Here is a 24,303-nt window from a genome sequence, read left to right as displayed (position 1 = left end):
AGCCCCCCTTAAATTATGAGTTGAACCAGTCCATCAAGTATTCCGTCAGGGCCGGCCAGTGTTTTGATCCAAAAACGCGGATCTTTTTTTTCGGCACGTCCCATGACTCTTCCACCTCTTGTTGCAATAATTCCGGCCGGTCATAATTGCAAACAAGACCCACCTTGGCCTCGTCCCCTCCCATCTGCTTGGCCCGCACGTAAGCTTCAAAAAGGTGTTCCTTGCATTTTGCCTTATCATCTGAGACAATACATGATATGGCAAATAACTGATACCCCAGGATCAGGGCGACGTCCAGTTCAAAAGAACTGTCCTTTTGTTTAGAGTCTTTCTTGCATCTTAGATTCATGCCGTAATCACTGACATTAGTAATGTCATTTCGGTTAACTAACTGTATGATAATATTCAAAACATGGTTTTCCAGCCATTTTCCTTGAAACCAGATCTGGCTGGAAGAAAGCCCCCTTTCATAGCCCAGGAACCGGGCCAGGTTGTCTCCGTTGAATTCCAAACCATCGCAAATTTCCCGCATTGCCTGGATAACGCCATCCAATTCGTCCACTTGTAAAGGCAAATCTTTGCATTGGTTTTTATTTACCCATCTCTTCCAGACACTCAATGATTTTTCGTTTTTGTTAAGATCGGCGATCGCTTTACACAAATGAGGATATTTCAGTTCCTTGGAAAATTCATTTTCATCGAGGGTCAAGCCGTGCAGACTCAAAAGTTCTTTAAAGTTTATATTCACCTTGTTATTTGCCGTTATCTCAACTGGATATGCTCCCGATCTACCGGCTATCATTTTTAATTCCCAGGCGTCCAGGTAACTGAAAATGGCGTCGGGATCCGCATCTCTTACCGCCTGGAAAGCATGTACGGCCATTAGCTTGGTCCCGCCGGTATAATTCAGACCGATAACCGATTTGTCGCGGGCATATTTAGAAACCTCGCTGTAAATAGAGCAGGGGTCCGCCTCCTTTACCGACACCTTGCTCCATTTGCCCTCCGGCAGCTTTAACGTGCTCACCAGCCTGTTCGCCAGGTCCCCTGTCTCATCGCTGTGCACGAGATAAACGTGTGTTTTCGGACCGGCCAGCAATTTTGCTGTGACATAATTGGGCAGTGGATTGGTTCCAATAAGCAGAAAAAGGTGGTCGGTCGTGCATGAGGTTAATAATTTAGACATTATGTGGCACCATCCTTTTACTCCTAATCCTGGCATCTCACAAGATGTCGTAACTTGACCAGAAAATCTTTACATTTTCTTATTCCTTTCCTACTAAATCCTTTTGAAACTTCACATAAAGTTCATAGTCTCCTTCTTGCCGGTCATCATATAATTGGTCATATAGCCTTCCGTATTCTTCTTCTATGCAGCGAACGAAAAACTCCCCGCAGCCAATTCGCGTTCCGCCGATCTCAAGCTTCCTTCGGCCTTCTGTTATCAGTAACGAGCAATTTTCATATGTAATTCACTTTTGTTCACTGGTATACTACTCCGTCTCTAATTATTTCTTTTTTTGTTGGCAAAATTGATATCTCCCGCCCGGACTGCTTGAAACATGGCCGCGGAAAACAAACCACTTACAAAACCCTCGTTTCCCCCTCGACCAACAAACCGCGCTCGCTGGAATAATAACCTTCCTGCAAAATCCAGTGTCCAAGGTAATCTTCGGCTATCTGTTGCGGGTGAAAGCTAGGCCTGGCGTAAACACCAACGGAGATACGGGCAATTCGACCGGCCAGCCTTCTCCAGGCTTCCCTGCGCTTCCAGCGGTCGTGCTCACCACTGGCTCTGGCCATATCTTCTTTTAATTGAGGATCTTGCTGAATTACTAAAAACGTATATTGCATTTTTTCTTTTCCCCGCAGGAGTTCATGCACGGGCAGGTCTTCCTGCCAGCGGGCAAACCTGATCAAATGGATTCCGCCGGTATCTTTTTTGGAAAACAAACCTTGAAAGTAGCTGTTGGACAACTCAAGCACCTCTTCTTCCGGCACTTCCGTTTCGTTTTCAATCAAGTCCCTGGTCACCTGGAGGTGAATGGGATCATAAATCATTTCAGAATACCTTTCCCCTTCTTCGTCCACCAGGTCGACGATCTCCACCGGACAGCGACCTTTCTTGCCCTCCCGGTTGCAGCGCCCGGCAATCTGAACCAGGCTGTCCAGCGGAGCAAAGTCCCGGAGGACCAGGTCCATGTCGATATCGACACCGGCTTCAATGCACTGGGTGGAAACAACAATACACGGTTTACCCGCCTTAATCTTCTTAATAATCTCCAGGCGGTCCCCGGGAGTTACGTCCGCGCTGATAAAATAAACAGGTACCCCGGAAGCAGTTGAGGACGGGCCGGCCAGGGCATCTCTTACTCTCCGGGCGCTCCGGCGCGTGTTTAAGGTGAGCAAGACCCGTTTATTTTCCCCCGCCCATGCCGGCAGGCGGCTTTCCAACTCTTCACAAAACTGCTCTATGGACAATTTCTCTTTGGTTCTAAAACGAAGAACGTACCTTTTACAACTGGAGAAATATTTTTCAAACCCTGGGAGAAGCGGTAGCGTATCACTTACAAAGGGAGGTAATGTAGCCGACATCAGTAAAATTCTGCTGTTGCATGTCGTGACAAGGCTTTTAAATATTTTTTCCAGGGGTTGCCATAGCCGGCATGGAAGAGACTGCACCTCGTCCATGATAATAACGGCGTCGCAGAGATTATGAAAGCGCATCTGGTATCTGGCCTCAGGGTCCATCAGGCTCATCAGGAACTGGTCGTAGGTGGTGATAATTAACTCACTCCGCCAGGTATCCACATAGAAAGGCCTCTCCCCCTCTTCCAGCCATTCCGCATAGTTACGGTCGGCAAGGGAGTGGCTGGTCAGAAGCCATGCGCCGTCCGCCTCATACCCGCCGGCTTGCAGGAGATCTCCGTACACTTTTGTTGTCTGATCGATGATAGACAGAAATGGCAGTACCACAATTATCTTTGAGGGCTTGCCGGTTTCAGAAGCAGTCTTCTCTCTTAATTTAAAGGCCCAGTTGGCAGCCAGAAGGGTTTTACCGCTCCCTGTGGGTGCGGTCAGGCTGAAAATCCTTCCCTTCTCGTTTTTATCTATGGCAACCATTACTTCACGCCTGGCTTTTTGTCTCAACTGGTTCGTCGCCGAATCCCCGGGCATGCCTATATACTGATCAATCCACCGCGCCTGCCATTGCCTGGCGTCTCTTTTCAGATAACGCTCCGGGTCGGAAACAGCCAGAAACGCCTTATCGGCCTCCAGAAGCATGGAATAGACCAACTGGGCTTTCAGACGGAAATCAACGGCATCTTCTATGGATAGGGAGAACAATTTGGCTGCGACCCGGTTAATAAGAAATTTTTTTAATTTTACGAGAAATTTAACGACATCTTGAGCAGCAAGGCGTTGAAGGGGGTCTTTAAGATCAACGCCTGTTTCTTTTGCCAAGGCGGAGAAATTGACCATGCTCAACTGTTTTTTTAGCAGCCTGGCCTTTTCGCCACCGGCAAAATTGTCAATATCCCATTCCGGGCAGGAGGCTCCACCGAGCTTTTTTTCCGGCACCGTGGGCAACCTGCCGTGGTGACCCCTGGCAGCGGCCGCCAGAATCAGAGTATCCAGTTCGTCCCACCCCCCGTCAAGGGCTATGGCAAGGGTAAACAGCAGGGACAGGGGGGTATGGGACTTTTCGTCACCGGCCCCCCTGTAGCCGGGGGGATCTTTGATATATTCCTGAAACGCGCTCGTTCCCTTGCCCAGGTCGTGCAGTTCGGTCAGTTTTCCCAGCAGTTTTTTTACCGCCGGCGTTATTGTTTCCGGTAAGTGCCAGCTCCAGATGCCTTCCAGGGCTTTTTTGACCTGCTCGATATGTTCTTTGAGAAAGAGGTGCGGATGTGAGTTTATTCTTTCATTCATAAAAACATCAAAACCTTCTTCCCCGCCAGGTATGCCCCGGCGGTGCGGACCGGCACCGGGCGTCCTTCCCTCTCCATCAAGTAGCGGGCATGGTCAAAAACCCTTTCCGGGCTTACTGTTCTGGGCATTCGCAAAATGTTGACAGCCAGCTTATCGCTATATATCCTCTCAATGTCCGGTTTAACCTGTTCCAGCATCATAACGGTTTCCACCGGATAAATTCCTTCCGTCAGCTTTTCGGCATCCACGGTGCCAATATACTCCAGATCCGCCATCATCTCCGACAGCCCCAGATGTGGCTGGAAATACCAGCGTCTTTCCTTCAACCTTCCTTCCAGTTCGCTGTGGTAAGGCTCGGGCAATCCGGCCCATACTTCATATGAAGGCTCGAACAGCCATTCCTGATTAATCAAGGTGGCCTTTTCCGGTTTGGTAATTTTTTCTTGTTTTTGGTTTCTCTTTACCTCATATGGAAGTGAGTCGGGCGGGTCTTTGCGTAGCTTCGCCTTGTGCCAGTGCGTCTGAGGGATCTTGCCGGCAAGCGCTACTTCCATAGGTTCAAGGGCCACCTGCGGCCGGTCCTTGGCCAGGCCCAGCACGGCTCCTGCTATCCCCATGAGCACAGTCCGCGGCGGAACAGGGTAACTGATGGCGCTGGCCCCCGCATCCGCCCGTAAAAAATGGCCGAAACGCCCCTTTATGCGAAAGTTGATTAACTTAATCATTACTGATCAGCAACCTTCGGATATGCTTTCGATATCCATGGATACCCATCCGGCAGGCAGACCGGATGCAAGCTGGATATCTTCCGAAAGGGCGTAGCGCACCGTCTGAATCCGGCCGGACTGACCCGTGATCCTGTCCATAAGCATGCTCAGATCCACACGGTAGTCCGCCGGAGAAGACCAGGCCTTCTCATCTTTGCCGTTGACGGCGGCCAAACGGACGTAATCGTGCAGCCGGCCAAACTGAAACTCCTCTCCAGACTTGTATTCCACACTTATCAGCAGGTGCGGGACCTGACCCACTTTGGTCCTGGTGTTTGCCGCCGACCGCACGCCATGCCAGAGGGACTTCAAAAGCATCTCGTAATCAGAGTCGGTCATCCTGGAAATCCTGGCGGAATGCTCGTTGGCAACCCCCGAAAAGCCAATCATGGCGTACCGCAAGCCGAAATAAGTGGTGAAGGTCCCCTGCTCCTTGGACTCATCGCTGGCAAAAACCGACGTACCATGGATATCGACGCTTTCCGCCCGGTGCAGTACTTCACCCATATTCATCTGGACGGCACCGGTCATAGTCTTGGGCTCCGGCTTCGGCTCCCATTTTTCTTCTTTACCATCTTTGTTCATGATTTTTCCTTCTTTAAAGGCGAAGGAACTGCCGAACAAACGAGCGTCAATGAAGGCGTCCAGGATAATTTCCACCAGCTCTTTACCTTCGGCTTTTTCCTTTCCCACTGTATTCAGGTAATGGGCCACCCGTCCGGTCAGGTTGGTCGTCCTTCCTTCAATGTTGCCCACCAGGATGTCATATCCCCTGTGCTTCAAAAAATCCCTAGCAAAACGCTTCAGGCGTACGTCGGTAACATAATAAGTCCCATCGGGTAAAACTCTGGGGCGGTTTTCGTCGGGATCCCCATTCGGGTTTCCCATCTTGATATCGTACAGAAATAGAAATTCTCTCCGTCCGGATAAAGTTTTTTCATCGTCGCTCATTTAGAACCCCCTCCTTTATTTTTTTCTTCTCCAGGCAATATGTCGGCCACCATGGACTGTCCCAAAAGGAGATAATAGTTGGTCTGGGTTTCATTAAGATTGATTGCGTCCCCCAGTTTAACCCCTAAATGACCAATTTCCGAGATAAGGCTCCTTACTTTTTCACTTTTTTCGGTTTCATAGGCCAGCAGCTTTTCTCTGATCTTTGTGTAAAGCTCCGGTAAATCTTTTCCCTGCAGGGTGAGCCTTTTCAGCCAGCTCAGGGCGTTTGCGCCCACATTTACCCCCCTGGCGCCCTGGACCTGTAGCAGTTTCCCGTAAAGCACGCCCAGCATGAAGGCAAACGCCTTTTCTGGCGTGTTTATGCCGCTTTCCGGCCCGAAGTATGGTCTCAATTCTTCCATCCCGGGCTTGAAGTATTCTTTTTCCATCTCCATACACCCCACCTGTTTGAAATAATACAGCCACCAGTTCAGGTGCCTGACCCATCCGGCCGCCGTCAGGTACGGCCCCTTTTTACCCATGCCCTCATACAACAACCCCCTATGCCCTTCTTTCTGTTCTAAAGCCTCCAGCCAGTACCAGCGTGCCGTCGTCATAATCTCCTCCCAGAAGCGATCCTCCGGGATCCCGCTGTGACGGTAAACGCTTGCTGCGACCAGCCTTTTTAGCTGAAAAAGCTGCTTGCTTTTATTTACGCCTTCGGCCTTTTTACCACCCGGTCTCCAAAACAATGGACGCAGTGCCCGCAGGGACAGGTCCGGCTTGAAGTCCGCCTGCCCCTTTCGCAGCGGCACTTTTGGAAACAGGGGGTGCTTCCAGTTCAGCGCGACGGCGTTTTTTTCAGAAAGCTCCCTTAGCCGGCTGGGAACCACGTCGACAATCATACCGGTCACGTTCGCTATCTCCTGGCCGATGTCGGCCCAGAGGATGAGCAGATTCAAGACAGCCATTTTATCTTTCAGGAGCTCAAGGAGCCAGTCTTCATCCTGTTCCGCATCATCAGACATGTTTTCAATATAATCTTCTACTTCCCTCAAGACTTCGAGGCGGTCTTCTACCGGCAAACCAGGTAAAAACGACGGGATTATTAGGGCATTTTCGCCGGCGATCCTGGCGCTGAAGGGCAGCCTGTCTTTTTTCGGCCCGGTTTTTTTCAGGACGTGAAATTTATATATATATAGGAGATCGGCACAGGAACCGCACAGGGCAAACCTTTTCCAGGCCTCTACTGTATCAACCCCGGGAAAAGCGCCGGCCCTGTCCACGTTACAGAGGTTTATACCCGCCCCTCTCAATGCGTTGGGATAAACAGTTACCCCGCCGGCACCGCAAATGCAACACGTTTCTTCCTCTTTAGCCGGTGCATCTTTAGTAGCATATCTTTCCCCCGCCAGTTTCTCTGTCAACAGGTAATCAAGATACAGGGGGTTCTCACCCGGCAGCAGGCCTTTACTGTCCCTTACAGTAAGCATTACCGTGCCCTTTTGCGGCCCGATCCTGTCCACCGCGCACGCAAGCATGTTTGCGTAATCGCGATCCCGCCAGTTAAGCACTTCTCCACCTGGCAATCTGATCTCGTTACAGCCAAGGATGTCTACAATATCCTGGAAATAGGGTGACCAGGGCCTGTCTGCCTGTGCTACCTCATCAAAATATTTCATCGTCGTGATCAAAATTTTTTCCGACGGCCCACCTCCTTTCGTCTTATCATAGCTTCTTTTAATAACAGGCCCGACCTGGGCGCTCTGCGAGCCGGAAGGCCGCATAAATGGCAACTTGTCAGGCGTGCATCCCTGACCACCGGCACCGCTCACTATGTCCTGTACTGAAAGCCTCACCAGATTGTCAGCGCATTTCTCCAAAATATATACCGTTCCCATCCTGCCGCTGTCCTCTACCAGATAGGGAAACATCATGCCGGGAAAATTCCGGCGCAGGCTTTGATACCAATCTTCCACTTCAGCGGGCAGTTCTTCCCCGGCCAGTTCCCCCACAAGGAAATCCAATGCCATCACACGTGCCGCATCAATCAATTTATCACCTCCAAAATCGAAATGAATGTAAATTTCCTTAGATTGTTTTTATTGCAAGAATTACTTTACTTTAGATTACCTCATGTGGTAAAATCTTGTCAATAGTTTTTATTTAAACCTAAAAGATAATTTTTTTAGTATCCCTGCCAAGGAATTGAAACGATTGTTTTTATTGCCATTTAGCCTACCTATAAGGATTTAGCACTTGCTTAAAAACACCCGGGAGGGCTGTCATTGAGTCTGGACAAGAGCCGCGAAAAAGCTTTATTCTGGAGCACGCCGGAGGCTGTTTTAAAAAATCCTTCCTTTGCCACCTGGCTTACCAAGACCATCCTGTGTGAAGGTTCGGCCGCCGACATCGCCAAACTGGACATCCATCAGATTGAACAGACACTGACCGAAAGGTTTCTGCCGGCTGGAATAAGGACAATCTGGTCTGAATATTTGCATTCCGAAACGCAGAGGAGAGAAATAACTATGCGCCTTAATTCCTTGCAAAAAAAGACGTTAAAAATATTTACCAAAGTAAACAGCACCGGTGACTTTTACTTCACTGGAGGGACGGCCCTGGCCGTATGCTATCTCAAGCACCGTGAGTCGGACGATCTGGATTTATTTACTGATCAGGCCATTTCCCTGCCGCCAACGGCGCGGGAATTTGAAAGCCAGCTTCATGCGGCCGGTCTTGATGTGAAGGTGGAGAGGAGGCAGGCAACCTTTGTCAGGTTTTTAATTGAGCAGGAATTAAAGGTTGACCTGGCCCTTGATGCTCCATTCAGGCTCAAACCACCGGTACAACTTGACATCAACGGAATTAAAACATTTGTGGACGGGCTGGAGGACATCGCCGCCAATAAGATGCTGGCCTTGTTCGGCCGGGCGGAACCCCGCGACTTTATTGATGTTTATTTTCTATCCAGGGAGTACTTCGACTTTATGGAAATGACCAAAATGGCCGCCCAAAAAGATACCGGCTTTGATCTGTACTGGCTTGCCGCAGCTATGCAGGAGGCGGAAAAGATTGAACTGCTTCCGGTCAAAATGCTTAAACCTTTCAATCTGCAGGATTTGAAAACTTTCTACCGGGAGCAAAGGATCAAGCTGCTCAGGCGCATCGTCGGCAAGCCCGGCGGAAGTTAACGTGTAATACAAGACGCAACTGCGGTTGGCAAAATCAGTTTAACGCCATCTTTTAACGTCATCTATTGATGCCCGGTAACGCGGTTAACCGAAATACTTTGCCGGGCGTTATTAAGGCAAATCAATTTGCTAAAGTTAACTTTTCACGCCTTTCTTCCCCCCGCCTTCTCCACACACCCGTACCCCATGCTGCCCTTGCCCCCCAGACCGGCGTCCAGGGCCGTCTGCAGCAGTTCTTTGGGGCCGCTCAGCTGCAGGGGGCAGGTATAACCCTTGACCACCGTCCCCTTATAGGTGGTCACATGCAGGCGCGGCCTGTTCAGGGGGCGTACGCGGACCTCCCCCTCCGGGGCCTGGCGGCCGTGAAAGGCCTGGTACTTCTTCGCCAGGTTGGCAGTGATCAACTTGTCAAACTCCCCCTCGCCCGGCTGGTAATAACAGGTGTAGCGCCCCCCTTCGGGCCGCAGAAGGGTACTGTAGGCCACCACCGGTGACAGTGTGCGCACGGCCAATACCCCATCGTCCGCAAACTGTTCGTCGAAGCGCACCTCCTCCACGCGGAAAATTGATTGTCCCAGGCGGAGACGGTTCCGGGAAAGCAAATTATTAACCAGGGCCAGGAAAAACTTCACGTCCGGCGAAGTAACCACCAGGGTTGCCGTTTCCGGAAAAGCGATCGTCCCCGCGGTCCGGTCCAGGTTGAACCTGCCCAGAAGCCGGGAAAAGGCAAACATTTTATAGCTGCGCCCGCTGTTTTGAAAACCCCCGTCGTGCAGGCGGGCGGCCGTTTCCTCCGGCAGCGCGGCGTAAATGGCGGACTGGATCAGATAGTTGTAATGAATGGGCACGGCCGGCGTAGACGGCTCCATGCGAAGCTTTATGTACGCGTGCAAAGATATGACCCCCAAGCAATTAATTAGCCAGCCTTAAAATACTCTATAGTTACCAGACCTTACCTGTTATTACATGCCGGATCGCACAAGACCCGGTATATTGCGAAAAAGAGGCTTTGAAGTCACTGCAAGCCTGTCCAGCGGGAATCCCGTTGTTCCCGGGTGTTCCGGGAACGCCTGCCCGGCTTGTTTCAACACCGGTGCCAAATATGATTTAGTGTTGATTATAATCAATTACCCGGACAGCTTCCTGTCACCCATAAATTTTTAACGAAAAAATTTTTACAATAATTCCACACCACCACCGCAGGCAAAAAAAGCGCCGGTACAGTGAGCAAGAAAACTGTATGCCGGGGCAGTATAGGACTGCTAGACCTGAAAATTCAAGATTATTTCCGGTAACGGCCAGAATATCCCATCCAAATTATTGCTAAGTTCGCCAGGTTACTACATATTTCCTTCCCGGATCAGAGACATTTTAAGGACTCCTTGGGACCCGGGGTAAAGTTTTTGAAAGAGCATTATGGCTGACGGACTGGGTGTCCGGCACCATTATGATGAACGAAGCGCCTACGGCACACCCTTAATTATTGTTCCGGCATCTCCTGATAAGTGGAATGCTGCGAGTTATACTGGTTGATTTCCTGGTATTTGTTCAGGACATCACTTTGCCCGGAGGATTCCGCCAACTGATCCCGGATCACTGCGATATGTTTTTCCTCGGCCTTGGCCAAATCGGCAAACAGGCCGGCAAGCTTCCGGTTCTCACTGTCTTCGGCTTCCCGCATATAGCGTACGTATTGCATCAAAGCCTGCTCCTTCTGGTTCAATGCTTCCTGCAAATGGCTCAGGGTGTGCATAAAGCCCCTCCTCGAAGTTTTAAATCCTGTATAATATTTTGTTTAATCCCGCTTATTTTATCCCGCGCAAAAAAAATCCGGACACAAAAAGAGCAGCCCCTCCGGCTGCTCTTTAGCGCATATTTATTATACCCGGCAAGCCGCTTTCCCTGACTTGCCTTACATCACCGCATACTCACAGTTTTCCCCCGGTACATGATCAGCGGCTGCACATCTGCTGCTGCCACATCGGCCGCCACCACTTCGCCGATGAACAGGGTGTGATCACCGGCCGTATGCTGTCCGGTTACTTTGCATTCCAGGTTGGCCACACAGCCGGACAGGCGGGGAACGCTGATCGCCTCCGCCGGCTTTGTTTGCAAATTGAGCCGGGCGATCTTGTCCACATCCCGGCCGGAACGGGAGCCGCAGAAAGTTGATACTTCCTGCTGCGCCGCACTGAGCACGCTGACCATGAATTCACCGGTGCGGACAATCATGTCGTGCGAATAGCGGCCCGGAGCGACTGAGACCATCACCAGCAGGGGATTCGCCGAGACCTGGGAGACCCAGGCCGCGGTCATCACATTGTGTTTATCATTTTCCTTTGCCCCGACCAGGCAAACCGGCCAGATTAAAGTATTCACCGCGATTTTTACTTCTACAGCCATTTAAACCACCCTCCCAAGATTGGCGGCAAATCCGCCGGGTAAATATAAACCATAACTGGCAAAATCGTACCAGGTAGAGTATAGCACCGGGAAGAGCGGTTTGTCAATTTGCGCTGAACTGGCTCATTTAAGTAAGACAATACCCCGGAGAGCTACCTCCGGGGTTGGTCCTGGCACCGGTGTACACGGGCAAGTCCGCCGGTGACGGACTTGTGGAAGACCTGCTCCATATACACCCGCAGTAGAACGCCGGCGTTTTATCCTAGAGCGGCGCGTCCGGGAAAACCTACTCCACATACACCCGCGGCACCCGCTTGCTGATCAGGCAGACCAGCTCGTAGTTGATGGTGCCCATTTTGGCGGCCGGTTCTTCCACCGGCAGGAACTGATCGCCCTGGCGGCCGAAGAGCACGGCTTCGTCGCCCACCTGCACATCCGGGATGCCGGTCGCGTCCACCATGCACTGGTCCATGCACACCCGCCCGATTACCGGGGCGCGCCGGCCGTGAATAAGCACTTCGGCTTTGTTGGACAAGAGACGCGACCAGCCGTCGGCATAACCGATGGGCAGGGTGGCAATGCGTGCCGTGCCGGCGGTGGTAAATTTGCGCCCGTAGCTGACGGAGGTGCCGCCCGGCACTTCTTTGACGTAAGCCACTCTGGCCTTGAGTTGCATGGCCGGTTTCAGGTCGATGATTCGCTTTACTTCGGACGACGGCCACAGGCCATAAATGATGATCCCCGGGCGCACCAGATCCAGGTGCATTTCGGGCAGCTCCAGGGTGGTCGCGCTGTTGGCCACGTGTTTGACCGGAATGCTGATTCCCCGGGCGGCGATGCCGTCCATGGCCTGCATAAAGCGGCCGAACTGCCGGCGGGTGAAGGACTTGTCCGTTTCGTCGGCGGTGGCCATGTGGGTGAAAGCTCCTTCCACTTCCAGGCCCGGCAGATCGGACACTGCAGCGGCGAAATCCGGTGCTTCTTCCGGCGTGACACCGATGCGGCTCATGCCGGTGTCGATTTTAAGGTGCACTTTGGCTGTTTTGCCGGCTTTCACCGCCGCGGCGGAGAGCGACCGGGCCATTTCCATGGTAAATACGGTCTGGGTGATGTCGCGGGCGACCAGCATGTCAGCCTGCTCTTCCGGCGTATAGCCCAGGATCAGGATGGGCGCGGTGACGCCCCCCTCCCGCAGGGCCAGCGCTTCATTCAATATGGCCACAGCCAGGCGGGTGGCGCCGTTGGCCAAAGCCACCCGGGCCACGGGCAGGGCGCCGTGCCCGTAGGCGTCGGCCTTGACCACGGCCATCATCTCCGTGCCCGGCTTTAACAGCCCCTTGATTTGCCTTATATTGTGTGCAACGGCGCCCAGGTCGACTTCCGCCCGGACCGGACGGGTAAGCATAACCATCTCTCCCTTGTAGATACGGCGAAGGCCCCTCAGGCGAGAGGCCTTTGCTTTATCTATTCTACACCGGTGCGCCGTCAGGCACAACCGGTGCGCTAGGCGATGCGCATCATATCAACGGGCACATCGAGCAGTTCGTTCAGCGGCGTGTAGGGCATATTCAGCCCTTCGGCCACGGCTTTGTAAGTTATTTTGCCGTCCAGCACGTTGACGCCGCGGGCCAGGGCGATATCGTCCTTGGCCGCCCGGGCCAGACCCTTGTTGGCCAGTTCCAGGGCGTAGGGCAGGGTGACATTGGTCAGGGCAAAGGTGGAAGTGCGGGCCACCGCGCCGGGGATGTTGGCCACAGCGTAGTGGATGACGCCGTGCTTGACATAGGTCGGGTTGGTGTGTGTGGTCACCCGGTCGGCGGTTTCCACGCTGCCGCCCTGATCGATGGCCACATCAACAATTACGGAGCCCGGCTTCATCGCTTTGACCATATCCTCCGTGACCAGCTTGGGCGTCCGGGCGCCGGGAATGAGCACCGCACCGACAACCAGATCGGCATCCTTCACTGCTTCCTTGATATGATAGCTGTTGGACATGTATGTCTTCACCCGGGCGCCGAAAATGTCGTCCAGATAGCGCAGCCGGTCGGCGCTGTTGTCCAGGATGGTAACCTCGGCGCCCAGGCCGATGGCTACTTTGGCTGCATTGGTACCAACGGTGCCGCCGCCGACGATGGCCACCTTGCCAGGCAGCACGCCCGGCACGCCACCCAGCAGCACGCCGCAGCCGCCGTACTGTTTTTCCAGGAACTGGGCGCCAATCTGAATCGACATGCGGCCGGCCACTTCACTCATCGGCATCAGCAGGGGCAGGGCGCCCCGGTTGGTCTGAATGGTTTCATAGGCCACACCGGCCACTTTTTTGTTCAGCAGCGCTTTGGTCAACTCCGGCTCCGGAGCCAGGTGCAGGTAGGTGAACAGCAGCTGTCCCTCTTTGAACAGATCGTACTCCGACGGCAGGGGTTCTTTGACCTTCATGATCATGTCCGCCTGCGCGTACACATCCTTCGGTGCGGGCAGCATGCGCGCACCGGCGGCCACGTAGGCGTCGTCGGCGATGCCGCTGCCCAGACCGGCGCCGGCTTCGATGACCACCTGATGGCCGGATTTAACGAAAGCCTCCACTCCGGCCGGGGTGATGCCCACCCGGTATTCGTTGTCTTTAATTTCTTTGGGAACACCAATAATCATCTTCACGTACCCCCTTTTAAGTGTTTATACCCTTGCGCAGCGCATAGTTAACGGTGCACGATACACGCTTCCTGTTATCTATTTTCTCATATTTTACACAAAATACGTGCTACTTTCTTGCCCGGCGCTATTAAAATTTTGACCGGTTTGCCCTCTATTGTTGTTAAGCTCAATCAATGCCTGGTTTTTAAAAAAACTTCAAGCAAACGTTACGCCGCCGCTATTATGGTTAAATGGAGGACCCCGCCGGATGTCCGTTCTTTCTTTATGCGGCGGGGTCCAATGACAACCGTTGGAATGAGCGCAAGTTACAGGATTTTCTTGGCCGGCTCAGGCTGCAGGCGCCCGCTGTCCCTCCGGTGCAACCCGAGGAGATAGTAGGCCGCAATGACCACGGCAAACCAGATTACACCCACGTACAGGGCAATCCGGGTATCCGGAGTAAAGAACAACAGGACTACCACAAAGGCCAGGAAAGCCAGTACAATCCAGTTGGCCACCGGATAACCCGGCGTGCGGTAGGTCACTTTGGCCAGCTGATCCGGGCTCAGCGTTTTCCGGAATTTCATCTGCACCACCAGGATCAGACCCCAGACAAAGATGGCTCCCAAGGTGGCCACACTGGTTACGTAAATGAATACCTGTGCGGGCACCAGGTAATTGAGCACCACACCCAACAAAAGGCAGATGGAGGAGAAAATAATGCCCACAAAAGGAACTCCTGTCCGGCTCAACTTGCCGAAAAATGCCGGGGCGTTTTTCTGCAGCGCCAGGTTGTAGAGCATGCGCCCGGTGCTGAACAGGCCGCTGTTGCAGGAAGAAAGGGCCGCCGTGAGCACCACGAAGTTGATGATGCCGGCCGCCGCCGGAATACCGATTTTGGCGAAGGTCATCACAAACGGACTGCCCTTGGTCCCGATTTCATTCCAGGGATAGATGGACATAATCACCACCAGCGCACCGACATAGAAGATCAAAATCCGGTAGAGCACCTTGTCGATGGCCGAAGGAATAGCTTTTTCGGGGTGCTGCGCTTCACCTGCCGTCACGCCGATCAGTTCCACTCCCAGGTAGGCGAACATCACCATCACCAAAGCCATGATTATGCCGCTGAATCCTTTGGGGAAGAAACCGCCATGGGACCACAGGTTGCTAAAGCCGAGGGCCACCCCGTGATTGCCCAGGCCGAAGAAAATCATACCGGCGCCGACAATAATCATCACCACGATGGTCACCACTTTAATGATGGCGAACCAGAATTCAAATTCACCGTAAGCCTTGACGGCAATCAGGTTGACGATGGTCATGGCCACCAGGGCGATCAACGGCGGAATCCACTGGGGCATGCCGGGAATCCAGAATTTTACGTAAACACCGATGGCGGTGATTTCCGCCATGCAGGTGGTCAGCCACATGAACCAGTAAGTCCAACCGGTGACGTGCCCGGCCAGAGGGCCTAAAAAACGGTTGGCGTAGGCGCTGAAAGAGCCGGAAACCGGGTAGGCCACGGCCAGTTCGCCGAGCGCCCGCATGATGATGAATATGGCCAGGCCGCCGATGACATAGGAAAGCATCAGTGCCGGACCGGCTGTTTTAATGGCGGTGGCCGAACCGAGGAACAGGCCCACTCCGATTGCTCCACCGAGGGCGATTAACTGGATATGCCTTTCCTGCAAACCCCGGTGTAGCTCTTCTTTTGGCTGCTCGAGCATATCATTACCTCCTTTTGGTTTGATTTCTTCACTTTACAGATATCATTGACGGTATATGAACACATCCCGCCCTTTCTACCCGTAAAATCCGGTGCTTTGACCACAATAGCGCTCAACACCCGCTGTCAACGCCGGCCTCAACCCCTCCCCGCTTTTTAAATTACCTGATATATAAGACATGCAACAGATTTTCGACAATTTCAGCGGCATCCCTTGACAGGTAATATACCAGGATTGTCAAATATTTTAGCCCTGTCATATGACGAACAGGAACAGGCTGAAACTATTTTTACCCCGTCTGTTATTATTTTTACCCCCTCCGGCCGGAAAACCTTAACATACCCGCCGGGCGGCAAATTTGTTATAATTGTTTCAGGAACGGGAGGAATCTGTATGCGCTACAGCCGGGAAAACCTGCTGCATCTGATTGAACGGGACAAGTTCTTGAAGATAATTGAAAGTTTTACCAACGCCACCGACATTACCATTGATATCAATGATGTAGACGGAAATCCGCTGGTGGAACATGAGTTTTTTTACGGTTTTTGTTCCAGCGTCCGCTCCACGCCGGAAGGATTGAGACGCTGCATCCGCTCAAACGCCGAAGTAGGCTTCAAGACGGCAGCCACCGGAGAGGTGTGTTACGGCACCTGTCATGCCGGGATCATGCTCATGGCCGTACCGCTGGTGGTGAATGAACAGTTCTGGGGGTCGATTACCTGCGGTCAGATGCACCTGACCCCTCCCGGAGAGCAAGGTATCGGGGAAATGCTGCGCGCCACCGCCGATCTGGGGCTGGACCGGGAACATTTGATCAAAACCTTCCAGGAGATTCAGGTTTTTACCCCGGAAAAATGCCAGGCAGCCTCCCAGCTCATTCAGTACGTGGTCAACTATATTACCGAGTTGATTTACCGGGCCAGTGTCCAGGAACAGAAAAACAGGGAAAAACTGCGCTCCATGCATGAGGCCAAAACCAGGGCCGAACTGGAAAACAGCCTGCGCATGGCGGAATTGAAAAACCTGCAGGCGCAGATCAAACCGCATTTTCTTTTTAACACATTAAATGTAATCACCAGTCTGGTCACTTTGCATGAAAACGACAAGGCTTTAAAGACACTTTACGCCCTGTCCAACCTGCTGCGCTATAATGTGCAGCACCCGGCGGAACTGGTGCCGCTGCACCAGGAACTGAAATATGTACAAAGCTATCTAACCATTCAGCAAACCCGTTTCGGGGAGCGTCTGAAAACGCGTATTGATCTCGACGAGCGGTTGTTGGACCTGCCGGTGCCTTTTTTAAGCCTGCAGCCGCTGGTGGAAAACGCCTGCATTCATGGTCTGGAGCCCAAGGAAGGTACGGGCGGCCTGTTGATTACCGCCCAGGCGCGGGAAGACCGGGTGGAAATCCATGTGGTGGACGACGGGGTGGGCATTCCGCCCGCCGTACTGGAGACGCTGCGCCTGAATCTAAAACGGCCGCAGTTAGCCCTGCCCGGGCGGACGGAACGCGGTATCGGCCTCCGCAATGTCGATGAAAGGCTCAAGATTCATTTTGGCCGCGAATTCGGGTTGCTCCTGGAAAGCAGACCGGGAGAAACCCGCGTACGCATGCTGCTGCCGGTCAACGGACCGGTCAAAACAGGGGGATTGAATGATGTACAGCATATTGCTGGTGGAAGATGAGGAGTTGGAACGCAAGTTCCTGCGTCATTTGGTGGAAAACTGCGGCCGCCCGGTCAGGGTGGCGGGGGAGGCGGCCAACGGCAAGGAGGCAGTGGAACTGGCCGAAATGCTCAACCCGGACATTGTTTTGATGGATATACGCATGCCCGGCATGGACGGACTGGAGGCCACCGCCCGGATTAAAGCAAAAAACCCCGCCGTGGAAGTGATCATTATCACTGCCCACGGCCGGTTTTCATACTCCCAACAGGCCATTAAGAACAAGGTTTCCGACTATTTATTGAAGCCGGTACAGCCGGAAGTACTGGCCGAAGCCCTGGACCGGGTCATCACCGGGCTGGAGGCACAGCCGCCCGGGGTGGAGCGTTTCCTGGCCACCGCCCCGGCTTTGAACGCCGCCGCGTCCGATCTGGTCAAGGCCATTCGCTACTGTGATGCCGGTACCGCCCGGCAGTCCGTAAACAGGCTTGTCGACGGCTTTCTATCGGAAACGGGCCACCCGGACCGGGAACAACTGGCTGCTTTTGCCTTTGAAATGCTGGTCACGGCCGGCCAGGGCCTGCTGGCCGCCGGCGCCGGCGAGGTGGCGGTATCATCCCAGCAAAACGATCTGGCCAGGGAAATAAAAAACATTTCCAGCCTGCCCGGACTGGTGGCCTGGGCGGAAAAAGTCTACCGGGTGCACATCAGCTGGGTGCAGGAGCATAACGCCACCGGCGACCGGGCGGTGATCCGGCGGGTGCAGGAGTATATGCGCCGGCATTACAGCCGGGGGGTGACCCTGGAGGAAGCGGCCGGTTACGTTCATCTGAGCCCGGCCTATTTAAGCCGCCTGTTCAAACAGAAAACCGGCTCCAGTTTTGTCGAGCACCTTACCGCCCTGCGCCTGGAAGGGGCCAAGGAACTGCTCATTGCCTCGGATCAGACCATCGACCAGATTGCCACCACGGTGGGATTCAAAAATAACAGCTATTTCACCGCCGTATTCAAAAAGCGTGAAGGGGTCACGCCTTCGGAGTTCCGTGCGCGGGGGCAGGCTGACGGCTCCCGGGCTTGACGGCCGGCAGGCCACGGCGGCATAAGGGGCATTCCTCCGGCGCATAGCTTACCGCCGGCACCGTCACCAGGGCATGAAAGGGGACGCCAAAATCCACCGTGCCGTTGCTGCGATCGACCAGGGCGGCCGTTCCGGCCACCAGACCGCCGGCCCGGCGCACCACGTCGATCACTTCACGTACGGAGCCGCCGGTGGTCACCACGTCTTCCACCACCAGCACCCGTTCACCGGGCGCCAGTTGGAACCCCCGGCGCAGGGTCATGACCCCGTTTTCCCGTTCGGCGAAAATATTACGCGCTTGAAGCGCCCGGGCCGCTTCATAGGCCACCAGGATGCCTCCCATGGCCGGCCCGGCGACCACGCCGATCTCCCGCCCCTGAAAGGGGGCGGCCAGTTCCCGGCACAGCTCTTCGCAGTAACGGGGGTATTGCAGCACCCGGGCACACTGGAAGTAGCGGTCGCTGTGCCGGCCGGAGGTGAGCAGGAAATGCCCCTTGAGCATGGCTCCGGTTTTTTCGAAGATTTGCAACACTTCCTGTGATGTCAAAATTATCACCTCGAAAAATTTTTGCAACGCATAAATATGCCGGCAAATTCAGGATAAAACAAGAAATTTATTAAAGCATTGAAACTGCCCGTCAAAGGCATAATAAAAATGCTGCGTTGCCCGGAAAAAAGGGGGCAGGCTGATGAGCAGACGGCGTGGGGGCTTGATGTCCGACCGGTTGAAGTACGAGTTGGCCGAAGAACTCGGAGTGGCCGGCACCGTGCGTACAGAGGGCTGGGGCGGCGTTTCCTCGCGGAACTGCGGCAACCTGGTCCGCCTGGCCATCGAAAGGGCCGAACGGGCGATGATGTAAGGGCAACAGCAGCGGGGGATGCGCCTTCGGGCGCGTCCCTTTCACATCACATCCCGTGCCGGGCCCGGCCCCGGCAAAAGCCGTCCGGAAACCGCATCCGGAAACAGCATGCCGGCCGGGCGAAAACCCCGCCAGGCCGGAAAACGGTGCAGGCGGTCCGGCGCCGGAAAATGCCACCGGAAAGGGCGCCACCGTTCAGGCGCCGGAAACCGGCCCTGGACAAACCCGGTCTTGTTACCCCTACCCGGGGATGGTTACATAGTTCGCATGTTGATAAACTGCAGGGGCACTTCCCACTCCTGCTCCCTGATCAGGCGGATCACCGCCTGCAGGTCGTCCCGGCTTTTGCCGCTCACCCGCACCTGATCGCCCTGATAAGACGCCTGTATTTTCAGTTTGCTCCCCTTGATCAACTTGATGATCCGTGCCGATATCTCCTTGTCCAGCCCCTGAATCAGTTCCACCCGCTGGCGCACCGTATCGCCGGCCGCCTTTTCCACCTTGCCGTAACGCAGCGCTTTCAAATCCACTTTGCGTTTGAGCAGGCGGGGCTCCAGCACGTCGACCAGGCTTTTCAGCTTGAAATCATCATCGGCGTGCAAAATGATTTCTTTCCCGTCAAAATCAAGGCCGCACTTGCTGCCCCGGAAGTCAAAACGGGTGCCGATTTCACGCCGCGCCTGATTGACGGCGTTGTCCACTTCCTGCAAATCTATTTGAGATACAATGTCAAAGGAATTTTCCTTCGCTGCCATTGTTCGCCACCTCCCACAACTTTCAGCCAGCATTATACCACAAGAAGCGGAAAGAGCCAAATGAAACCTGTTACGGCGGGTTGAAACGCCGGGCGGTTTGGCATGTTGTTTAATAAACCGGTTGAGCCCGGCTTTTTAAACGGCGCCGGCCATTTCCGCCAGCAGCGCCCGTGCCGCCGCCGCCGGATCCGGCGCCCCGGTCACCGGACGGCCCACCACCAGATGGCTCGCTCCGGCGGCCAGCGCCGCGGCCGGAGTCATGATTCGACGCTGGTCACCGCTGCCAGCGCCGGCCGGGCGTATGCCCGGAGTGACAACGAGAAAGTCCGGCCCGCATTCCCGGCAAACCAGCGCCGCTTCCCGGGCCGAGGCCACCACTCCGTCCAGCCCGCACTCCCGGGCCAGGGCGGACCAGGCGGCCACCCGGTCCTGCACCGTCCCGGACAGACCCAATTCACGGTTGAAAGCCTGTTCATCGATGCTGGTGAGCACTGTCACGGCCAGCACCCGCGGCCGGCGGATTTTCAGCCGGTCCGCTTCCTCCCCGGCCGCGGCGGCGGCGGCACGCATCATGGCCGCCCCGCCGGCGGCGTGCACCGTGAGCATGCTCACTCCCAACCGGGTGAGGACAGCCGCGGCATGCCCCACCGTATTGGGTATGTCGTGCAGTTTCAGATCCAGAAAGACCCCGGCTCCCCGCTCCTTTAAGACGCTCACCACCGCCGGCCCGGCGCTGTAAAAAAGCTGCATACCGGTTTTGAACATCCCCGCGTACGGCTGCAACAGCTCCACCAGCTGCAGCGCCTGCTCCTTTGTATCCACGTCCAGCGCCACAATCAACTTTTCCCGTGCCTTGTCAAGCTCCAATCATTCACGCCTCCCCCATCCCCCGGACCACCGGGTTTTTGAATTTACCGCCGGTTCGGAACCGCCCTGTTTATCCTTCCCCGGCATGAACTTCCACCGGTATTGCCGCGCGGTGTCTTGTCCGGGCTTCCCGCCGCCGCTTCCTTCCCTGCCCGGGCTATTTTCCGTCTTTCCCGTGCGCCGCTCCCACCAGTTCGTTTATATCCCGGACGCCGTTGTCGGTCATGAACTTTTCCAGGCCGTCAATGACATCCATGGCCGCCCGCGGGTTGACGAAACTGGCCGTGCCCACGGCCACGGCGGTGGCGCCGGCCATGATCAGTTCCAGGGCGTCCGCCGCGGTAACCACGCCGCCCATGCCGATAATGGGCAGCTTCACCGCCCGGTACACCTGCCACACCGCCCGCACGGCCACCGGGCGGACGGCCGGACCGGAAAGGCCGCCGGTCACATTGGCCAGAAACGGCCGGCGGTGCTTGATATCGATGGCCATGCCGAGCAAAGTGTTAATCATGGAGAGGGCGTCGGCACCGGCGGCAGCGGCGGCTTCGGCTATTTCCACGATGCTGGTTACATTGGGCGACAGCTTGACGATCACCGGACGGGTGGTAACCGCCTTCACCGCCCGCACCACACCGGCCGCAGCCTCCGGATCCACGCCGAACTGCAGGCCGCCCTTGTGTACGTTGGGGCAGGAAATGTTCACTTCCAGGCCGGCCACCCCCGGCGCGCGCTCCAGCCTGGCTGCCAGGCGGGCGTAATCATCCTCCGTATCACCGGCGATATTCACAATCACCGGCAGGTCAAACTGCCGCAGGTAGGGCAGTGCTTCGGCAATAAAATGCTCCACGCCCGGGTTTTGCAAACCGATCGCGTTTAAAATGCCGGCCGGGGTCTCCACAATACGCGGCGGGGGGTTGCCTGCCCGCGGCTTCAAGGTGGTCCCCTTGACAACGATCGCCCCCAACCGGTTCAAGTCGACATAGGGCGCGTATTCCGGCCCAAAGCCGAATGTGCCCGAAGCGGTGGTCACCGGGTTCTTCATCCTGATGCCGGCGACATTTACGGCCAGACCGGGCCTGCTCACTCCTGAACAACTCCTTCATCAAAGAATGCGGCAGGCGTTCACCCCACCGCCATAAACCGCCACTGCGGGAAAAGTCGGGCCGGTGTAAAGAAGGTCCGTTTCCGCCGGGAACGGAATGGCACGGCCGCTCCACGCCCGGCGGTACCGGAATTGGCATCAAATCCGGTCTTCCCAGAGCACCGCATCCGCCGCAAACACCGGCCCCTCCACGCAAACCCGCTGGTAACCGGACGGACGCCCGTCCTCCCCGGCCGTCCGGCAGGCGCAGGCCAGGCAGGCGCCCACGCCGCAGCCCATCCGTTCCTCCAGGGAGACCTGGCCGGGCACCCGGTACCGCTTGAGCAGTGCGCAAACCGCCTGCAGCATGCCCCGCGGCCCGCAGGCGTAAACCGCATCCACCTCCCGGCCGGCCAGCAGGGGAGCCAGCAAATCCGTCACCGGACCGTGATGGCCCGCAGAACCGTCGTCCGTCGCCGCCCGCCGGACAAACCGGCCCGGCGCGAGCCATTCATCCGGTGGTCCGGCCGCGGGGAGTGACGGCACAATCAACTGCTCCCGGCTGCGGGCGCCGGCCAGTATATAACCGGAAACATCCCGTTCCGCCAGTTCCTGGCACAGAAAAAACAGCGGCGCTGCGCCGATGCCGCCCCCCACCAGCGCCATCCGCCGCCCCGGCGCTGGTATGGTAAAGCCGTGTCCCAGCGGCCCCAAAACATCCAGGCGGTCACCGGGCCGCCTGGCGGCCAGCAAGGCCGTTCCCCGTCCCGCCACCTGGTATAGCAGGGCCATCCGTCCCTTTCCCCGCTCCACGGCATGGATGCTCAAAGGCCGGCGTAACAGGGGATCGAGGTTTTCCGCACAGCGGACATGTACAAACTGCCCCGGTGCGGCGGCGCGACAGACCGCCGGCGCATCCAGCCACAAAAGTCGAATTCCGGCGGCCACCTCCCTGTTTTCCAGCACTTCCGCCAGCACGGCACTTTTTAACGAGACCATCCGTTCACACTCCAGTAATCAGGTTGATTCCGTACCGGCACAGGAAACTGATCGCCGGAAAAAATTTGTGCCGGCGCCCCGGCTATTAAAGGAATAATTGACAGCTGTGGCGAATAAATAGCTACTTTGTCGAGTATATATATACACCCGGAGACAGCGCCGGCGCAACTGATCCGGCCTGATTGCACACAATCAAGCTTCTATAGTTTTGGCGGTTCCGCCTGCGGAAAGGATCCGCCCGGCTGCACGGCCGGTCCGGTATGATCATTAACCGGATAACCGCTTGCGCAAAGTTGGACTTGGAAAACGGAGGCAAAAATAAAAATGAATCTCTCCTTATTCGCCAAAACCCTGCTGGTCCTGACACTTCCCTGGCTGCTTCCTTTCAACATCCACGCGCACGCCGCCGTACCGGCCGCTTACCAGTCCAATACCTACGAAAACCGGGTTGCCGTGCTGATGTACCATCATATCAGCAATACCGCCCGGAGCACCTCCACCATCACAACCCGGTTGTTCGCCGCACATCTGGATGCCCTGCAGCAAAACGGCTATCATGTCATTTCCTCGCCGCAACTGGCCGCATTTTTGTCCGGCCGGGCGGCCGTACCGCCCCGGGCGGTGGTGATCACTTTTGACGACGGCTATGAATCGTTTTACAAATACGCCTATCCCGCCCTGCGGGAACGCCATATGCCGGGCACCTGCTTCATCATCGTCAGCGCCGTGGGAGCGGGTGCCGATACACACACCCGGATGAACTGGAAGCAGGTACCGAAACTGACCTGGGCGCAGATGCGGGAAATGCAGGAGCACGACATGAGCTTCTATCCCCATTCCTACGACAACCACTACCTGGCGCAAACCTCACCGGGACCGGCCGGCCGGAACCTGCGCCCCGCCCTGGCCGGACCAATCTGGCTGGCCAAGCTGCACCGCCGGGAAACGCAGGCCGAATATGAGCGCCGGGTACACAGCGACCTGTTCAAGGCCAAAGAGATCATGGAAAAGGAACTGGGCCGGCCGGTGGATCAGTTTTCCTGGCCCTACGGGGCGGCCAGCCCGGCCGCCATGCGCATCGGGGAATCACTGGGCTATAAATACTTTTATTTTATTGACAAGGGACTGGACGATCAATTCACCGGTCCGGTCCACATCAGACGTATCAATGCCGGCAGCCCGGGCATAACGCCGGACATACTGCTGAAAAACCTGAACAAGTACGCCCTGCTTCCTCCCCCGCATCAATGGCAGGAAACTCTTTACCTGTTCCATCCGGCCTTGACCGGCCAGACCATCTTGCTGACGGACACCATTTAAGAGCGGGTGCGCTCATGCACCGGCAAGCATCTTTACACCACAAGCGGTTATCCCCGCCGGAGCGGAGCGTCCGCCATCTCCCGT

The 24,303-nt window shown here is 55.4% G+C and carries 21 protein-coding genes; 5 read left to right on the top strand and 16 right to left on the bottom strand.

The features are described from left to right. Positions 1-13 precede the first annotated feature (13 nt). From A6M21_RS01175 to A6M21_RS01155, 5 genes are all read right to left on the bottom strand, one after another. The gene (locus A6M21_RS01175) at positions 14-1,186 is read right to left on the bottom strand and encodes a PDDEXK family nuclease (protein ID WP_066666067.1); all 1,173 of its coding nucleotides are present in this window, start codon (positions 1,184-1,186) and stop codon (positions 14-16) included. 398 nt (positions 1,187-1,584) lie between these two features. Further along, positions 1,585-3,933, bottom strand: coding sequence for a CRISPR-associated helicase/endonuclease Cas3 (locus tag A6M21_RS01170; protein WP_066666066.1), 2,349 nt, complete (start codon positions 3,931-3,933; stop codon positions 1,585-1,587). Beyond that, positions 3,930-4,658, bottom strand: a complete 729-nt coding sequence (gene cas5 / locus A6M21_RS01165) for a CRISPR-associated protein Cas5 (RefSeq protein WP_066666065.1) — start codon at positions 4,656-4,658, stop codon at positions 3,930-3,932. The genes A6M21_RS01170 and cas5 overlap by 4 nt, the downstream gene beginning before the upstream one ends. A gap of 6 nt (positions 4,659-4,664) precedes the next feature. Beyond that, positions 4,665-5,651 (bottom strand): type I-B CRISPR-associated protein Cas7/Csh2, encoded by a 987-nt coding sequence (cas7b, locus tag A6M21_RS01160; protein ID WP_066666064.1) that lies wholly within the window; start codon positions 5,649-5,651, stop codon positions 4,665-4,667. Further along, on the bottom strand, positions 5,648-7,687 hold the full coding sequence (locus tag A6M21_RS01155) for a TM1802 family CRISPR-associated protein (protein ID WP_066666063.1): 2,040 nt from the start codon (positions 7,685-7,687) through the stop codon (positions 5,648-5,650). The genes cas7b and A6M21_RS01155 overlap by 4 nt, the downstream gene beginning before the upstream one ends. 234 nt (positions 7,688-7,921) lie before the next feature. Here A6M21_RS01155 and A6M21_RS01150 point away from each other — a divergent pair, with 234 nt between their 5' ends. After that, positions 7,922-8,827, top strand: a complete 906-nt coding sequence (locus tag A6M21_RS01150) for a nucleotidyl transferase AbiEii/AbiGii toxin family protein (protein ID WP_066666062.1) — start codon at positions 7,922-7,924, stop codon at positions 8,825-8,827. A gap of 143 nt (positions 8,828-8,970) precedes the next feature. Here the strand turns inward: A6M21_RS01150 and cas6 are convergent, their stop codons facing one another. The 6 genes from cas6 to A6M21_RS01120 all read right to left on the bottom strand — a co-directional run bounded on the left by cas6 (position 8,971) and on the right by A6M21_RS01120 (position 15,591). After that, positions 8,971-9,720: a CRISPR-associated endoribonuclease Cas6 gene (cas6, locus tag A6M21_RS01145; protein WP_066666061.1), complete on the bottom strand. Its 750-nt coding sequence runs from the start codon at positions 9,718-9,720 to the stop codon at positions 8,971-8,973. A 587-nt stretch (positions 9,721-10,307) separates the two neighbouring features. After that, the gene (locus A6M21_RS01140) at positions 10,308-10,580 is read right to left on the bottom strand and encodes a ferritin family protein (RefSeq protein ID WP_066666060.1); all 273 of its coding nucleotides are present in this window, start codon (positions 10,578-10,580) and stop codon (positions 10,308-10,310) included. Positions 10,581-10,744: 164 nt separating this feature from the next. Beyond that, positions 10,745-11,230 carry a flavin reductase family protein gene (locus A6M21_RS01135; RefSeq protein ID WP_066666059.1) on the bottom strand — a complete coding sequence of 162 codons (486 nt, stop codon included), beginning with the start codon at positions 11,228-11,230 and terminating at the stop codon, positions 10,745-10,747. Positions 11,231-11,516: 286 nt separating this feature from the next. Further along, entirely contained in the window at positions 11,517-12,635 is a 1,119-nt protein-coding gene (gene alr / locus A6M21_RS01130) for an alanine racemase (RefSeq protein ID WP_066666058.1), read from the bottom strand. Between the two features lie 98 nt (positions 12,636-12,733). Further along, entirely contained in the window at positions 12,734-13,879 is a 1,146-nt protein-coding gene (ald, locus tag A6M21_RS01125) for an alanine dehydrogenase (protein WP_066666057.1), read from the bottom strand. Positions 13,880-14,187: 308 nt separating this feature from the next. Continuing rightward, a complete protein-coding gene (locus A6M21_RS01120; protein ID WP_066666056.1) occupies positions 14,188-15,591 on the bottom strand; it encodes an amino acid permease in 1,404 nt (467 codons plus the stop codon). A 393-nt stretch (positions 15,592-15,984) separates the two neighbouring features. Between A6M21_RS01120 and A6M21_RS01115 the strand changes: the two genes are divergently transcribed. Further along, entirely contained in the window at positions 15,985-17,277 is a 1,293-nt protein-coding gene (locus A6M21_RS01115; RefSeq protein WP_066666095.1) for a sensor histidine kinase, read from the top strand. Further along, positions 17,249-18,334: a response regulator transcription factor gene (locus A6M21_RS01110; RefSeq protein ID WP_066666055.1), complete on the top strand. Its 1,086-nt coding sequence runs from the start codon at positions 17,249-17,251 to the stop codon at positions 18,332-18,334. Before A6M21_RS01115 ends, A6M21_RS01110 begins: the two co-directional genes overlap by 29 nt. Here the strand turns inward: A6M21_RS01110 and pyrE are convergent. Continuing rightward, positions 18,282-18,884, bottom strand: a complete 603-nt coding sequence (gene pyrE, locus A6M21_RS01105; protein ID WP_427854587.1) for an orotate phosphoribosyltransferase — start codon at positions 18,882-18,884, stop codon at positions 18,282-18,284. The two genes, A6M21_RS01110 and pyrE, sit on opposite strands and share 53 nt — an antisense overlap. A 139-nt stretch (positions 18,885-19,023) precedes the next feature. Between pyrE and A6M21_RS01100 the strand changes: the two genes are divergently transcribed. Then, on the top strand, positions 19,024-19,194 hold the full coding sequence (locus tag A6M21_RS01100; protein ID WP_066666054.1) for a small, acid-soluble spore protein, alpha/beta type: 171 nt from the start codon (positions 19,024-19,026) through the stop codon (positions 19,192-19,194). 254 nt (positions 19,195-19,448) lie between these two features. On the opposite strand, the gene A6M21_RS01095 is transcribed toward A6M21_RS01100, so the two are convergent. The 4 genes from A6M21_RS01095 to A6M21_RS01080 form a co-directional block, all read right to left on the bottom strand. Beyond that, positions 19,449-19,949 (bottom strand): YajQ family cyclic di-GMP-binding protein, encoded by a 501-nt coding sequence (locus tag A6M21_RS01095; RefSeq protein ID WP_066666053.1) that lies wholly within the window; start codon positions 19,947-19,949, stop codon positions 19,449-19,451. A 135-nt stretch (positions 19,950-20,084) separates the two neighbouring features. Further along, the gene (pyrF, locus tag A6M21_RS01090; RefSeq protein WP_066666052.1) at positions 20,085-20,816 is read right to left on the bottom strand and encodes an orotidine-5'-phosphate decarboxylase; all 732 of its coding nucleotides are present in this window, start codon (positions 20,814-20,816) and stop codon (positions 20,085-20,087) included. A gap of 157 nt (positions 20,817-20,973) precedes the next feature. Further along, positions 20,974-21,903 (bottom strand): dihydroorotate dehydrogenase, encoded by a 930-nt coding sequence (locus A6M21_RS01085; protein ID WP_078060290.1) that lies wholly within the window; start codon positions 21,901-21,903, stop codon positions 20,974-20,976. Between the two features lie 156 nt (positions 21,904-22,059). Next, the gene (locus tag A6M21_RS01080) at positions 22,060-22,899 is read right to left on the bottom strand and encodes a dihydroorotate dehydrogenase electron transfer subunit (protein WP_066666051.1); all 840 of its coding nucleotides are present in this window, start codon (positions 22,897-22,899) and stop codon (positions 22,060-22,062) included. A 324-nt stretch (positions 22,900-23,223) separates the two neighbouring features. Between A6M21_RS01080 and A6M21_RS01075 the strand changes: the two genes are divergently transcribed. Continuing rightward, positions 23,224-24,219, top strand: coding sequence for a polysaccharide deacetylase family protein (locus A6M21_RS01075; protein WP_066666050.1), 996 nt, complete (start codon positions 23,224-23,226; stop codon positions 24,217-24,219). Positions 24,220-24,303: the final 84 nt, after the last annotated feature.

Origin of the sequence: Desulfotomaculum copahuensis (genome assembly GCF_001655685.1) — a bacterium.
Classification (GTDB): Bacteria; Bacillota; Desulfotomaculia; order Desulfotomaculales; family Desulfovirgulaceae; genus Desulfotomaculum_G; species Desulfotomaculum_G copahuensis.
Note: the sequence above shows the minus strand (reverse complement) of the source record. Positions and strands in the feature narration are given on the sequence as shown.

Excerpts from the sequence above, each read along its gene's own strand:
- A6M21_RS01175 (WP_066666067.1), bottom strand. The coding sequence starts at position 1,186 with ATGTCTAAATTATTAACCTCATGCACGACCGACCACCTTTTTCTGCTT.
- A6M21_RS01170 (WP_066666066.1), bottom strand. The coding sequence starts at position 3,933 with ATGAATGAAAGAATAAACTCACATCCGCACCTCTTTCTCAAAGAACAT.
- cas5 (WP_066666065.1), bottom strand. The coding sequence starts at position 4,658 with ATGATTAAGTTAATCAACTTTCGCATAAAGGGGCGTTTCGGCCATTTT.
- cas7b (WP_066666064.1), bottom strand. The coding sequence starts at position 5,651 with ATGAGCGACGATGAAAAAACTTTATCCGGACGGAGAGAATTTCTATTT.
- A6M21_RS01140 (WP_066666060.1), bottom strand. The coding sequence starts at position 10,580 with ATGCACACCCTGAGCCATTTGCAGGAAGCATTGAACCAGAAGGAGCAG.
- A6M21_RS01135 (WP_066666059.1), bottom strand. The coding sequence starts at position 11,230 with ATGGCTGTAGAAGTAAAAATCGCGGTGAATACTTTAATCTGGCCGGTT.
- alr (WP_066666058.1), bottom strand. The coding sequence starts at position 12,635 with ATGCTTACCCGTCCGGTCCGGGCGGAAGTCGACCTGGGCGCCGTTGCA.
- ald (WP_066666057.1), bottom strand. The coding sequence starts at position 13,879 with ATGATTATTGGTGTTCCCAAAGAAATTAAAGACAACGAATACCGGGTG.
- A6M21_RS01120 (WP_066666056.1), bottom strand. The coding sequence starts at position 15,591 with ATGCTCGAGCAGCCAAAAGAAGAGCTACACCGGGGTTTGCAGGAAAGG.
- A6M21_RS01115 (WP_066666095.1), top strand. The coding sequence starts at position 15,985 with ATGCGCTACAGCCGGGAAAACCTGCTGCATCTGATTGAACGGGACAAG.
- A6M21_RS01110 (WP_066666055.1), top strand. The coding sequence starts at position 17,249 with ATGTACAGCATATTGCTGGTGGAAGATGAGGAGTTGGAACGCAAGTTC.
- A6M21_RS01100 (WP_066666054.1), top strand. The coding sequence starts at position 19,024 with ATGAGCAGACGGCGTGGGGGCTTGATGTCCGACCGGTTGAAGTACGAG.
- A6M21_RS01095 (WP_066666053.1), bottom strand. The coding sequence starts at position 19,949 with ATGGCAGCGAAGGAAAATTCCTTTGACATTGTATCTCAAATAGATTTG.
- A6M21_RS01080 (WP_066666051.1), bottom strand. The coding sequence starts at position 22,899 with ATGGTCTCGTTAAAAAGTGCCGTGCTGGCGGAAGTGCTGGAAAACAGG.
- A6M21_RS01075 (WP_066666050.1), top strand. The coding sequence starts at position 23,224 with ATGAATCTCTCCTTATTCGCCAAAACCCTGCTGGTCCTGACACTTCCC.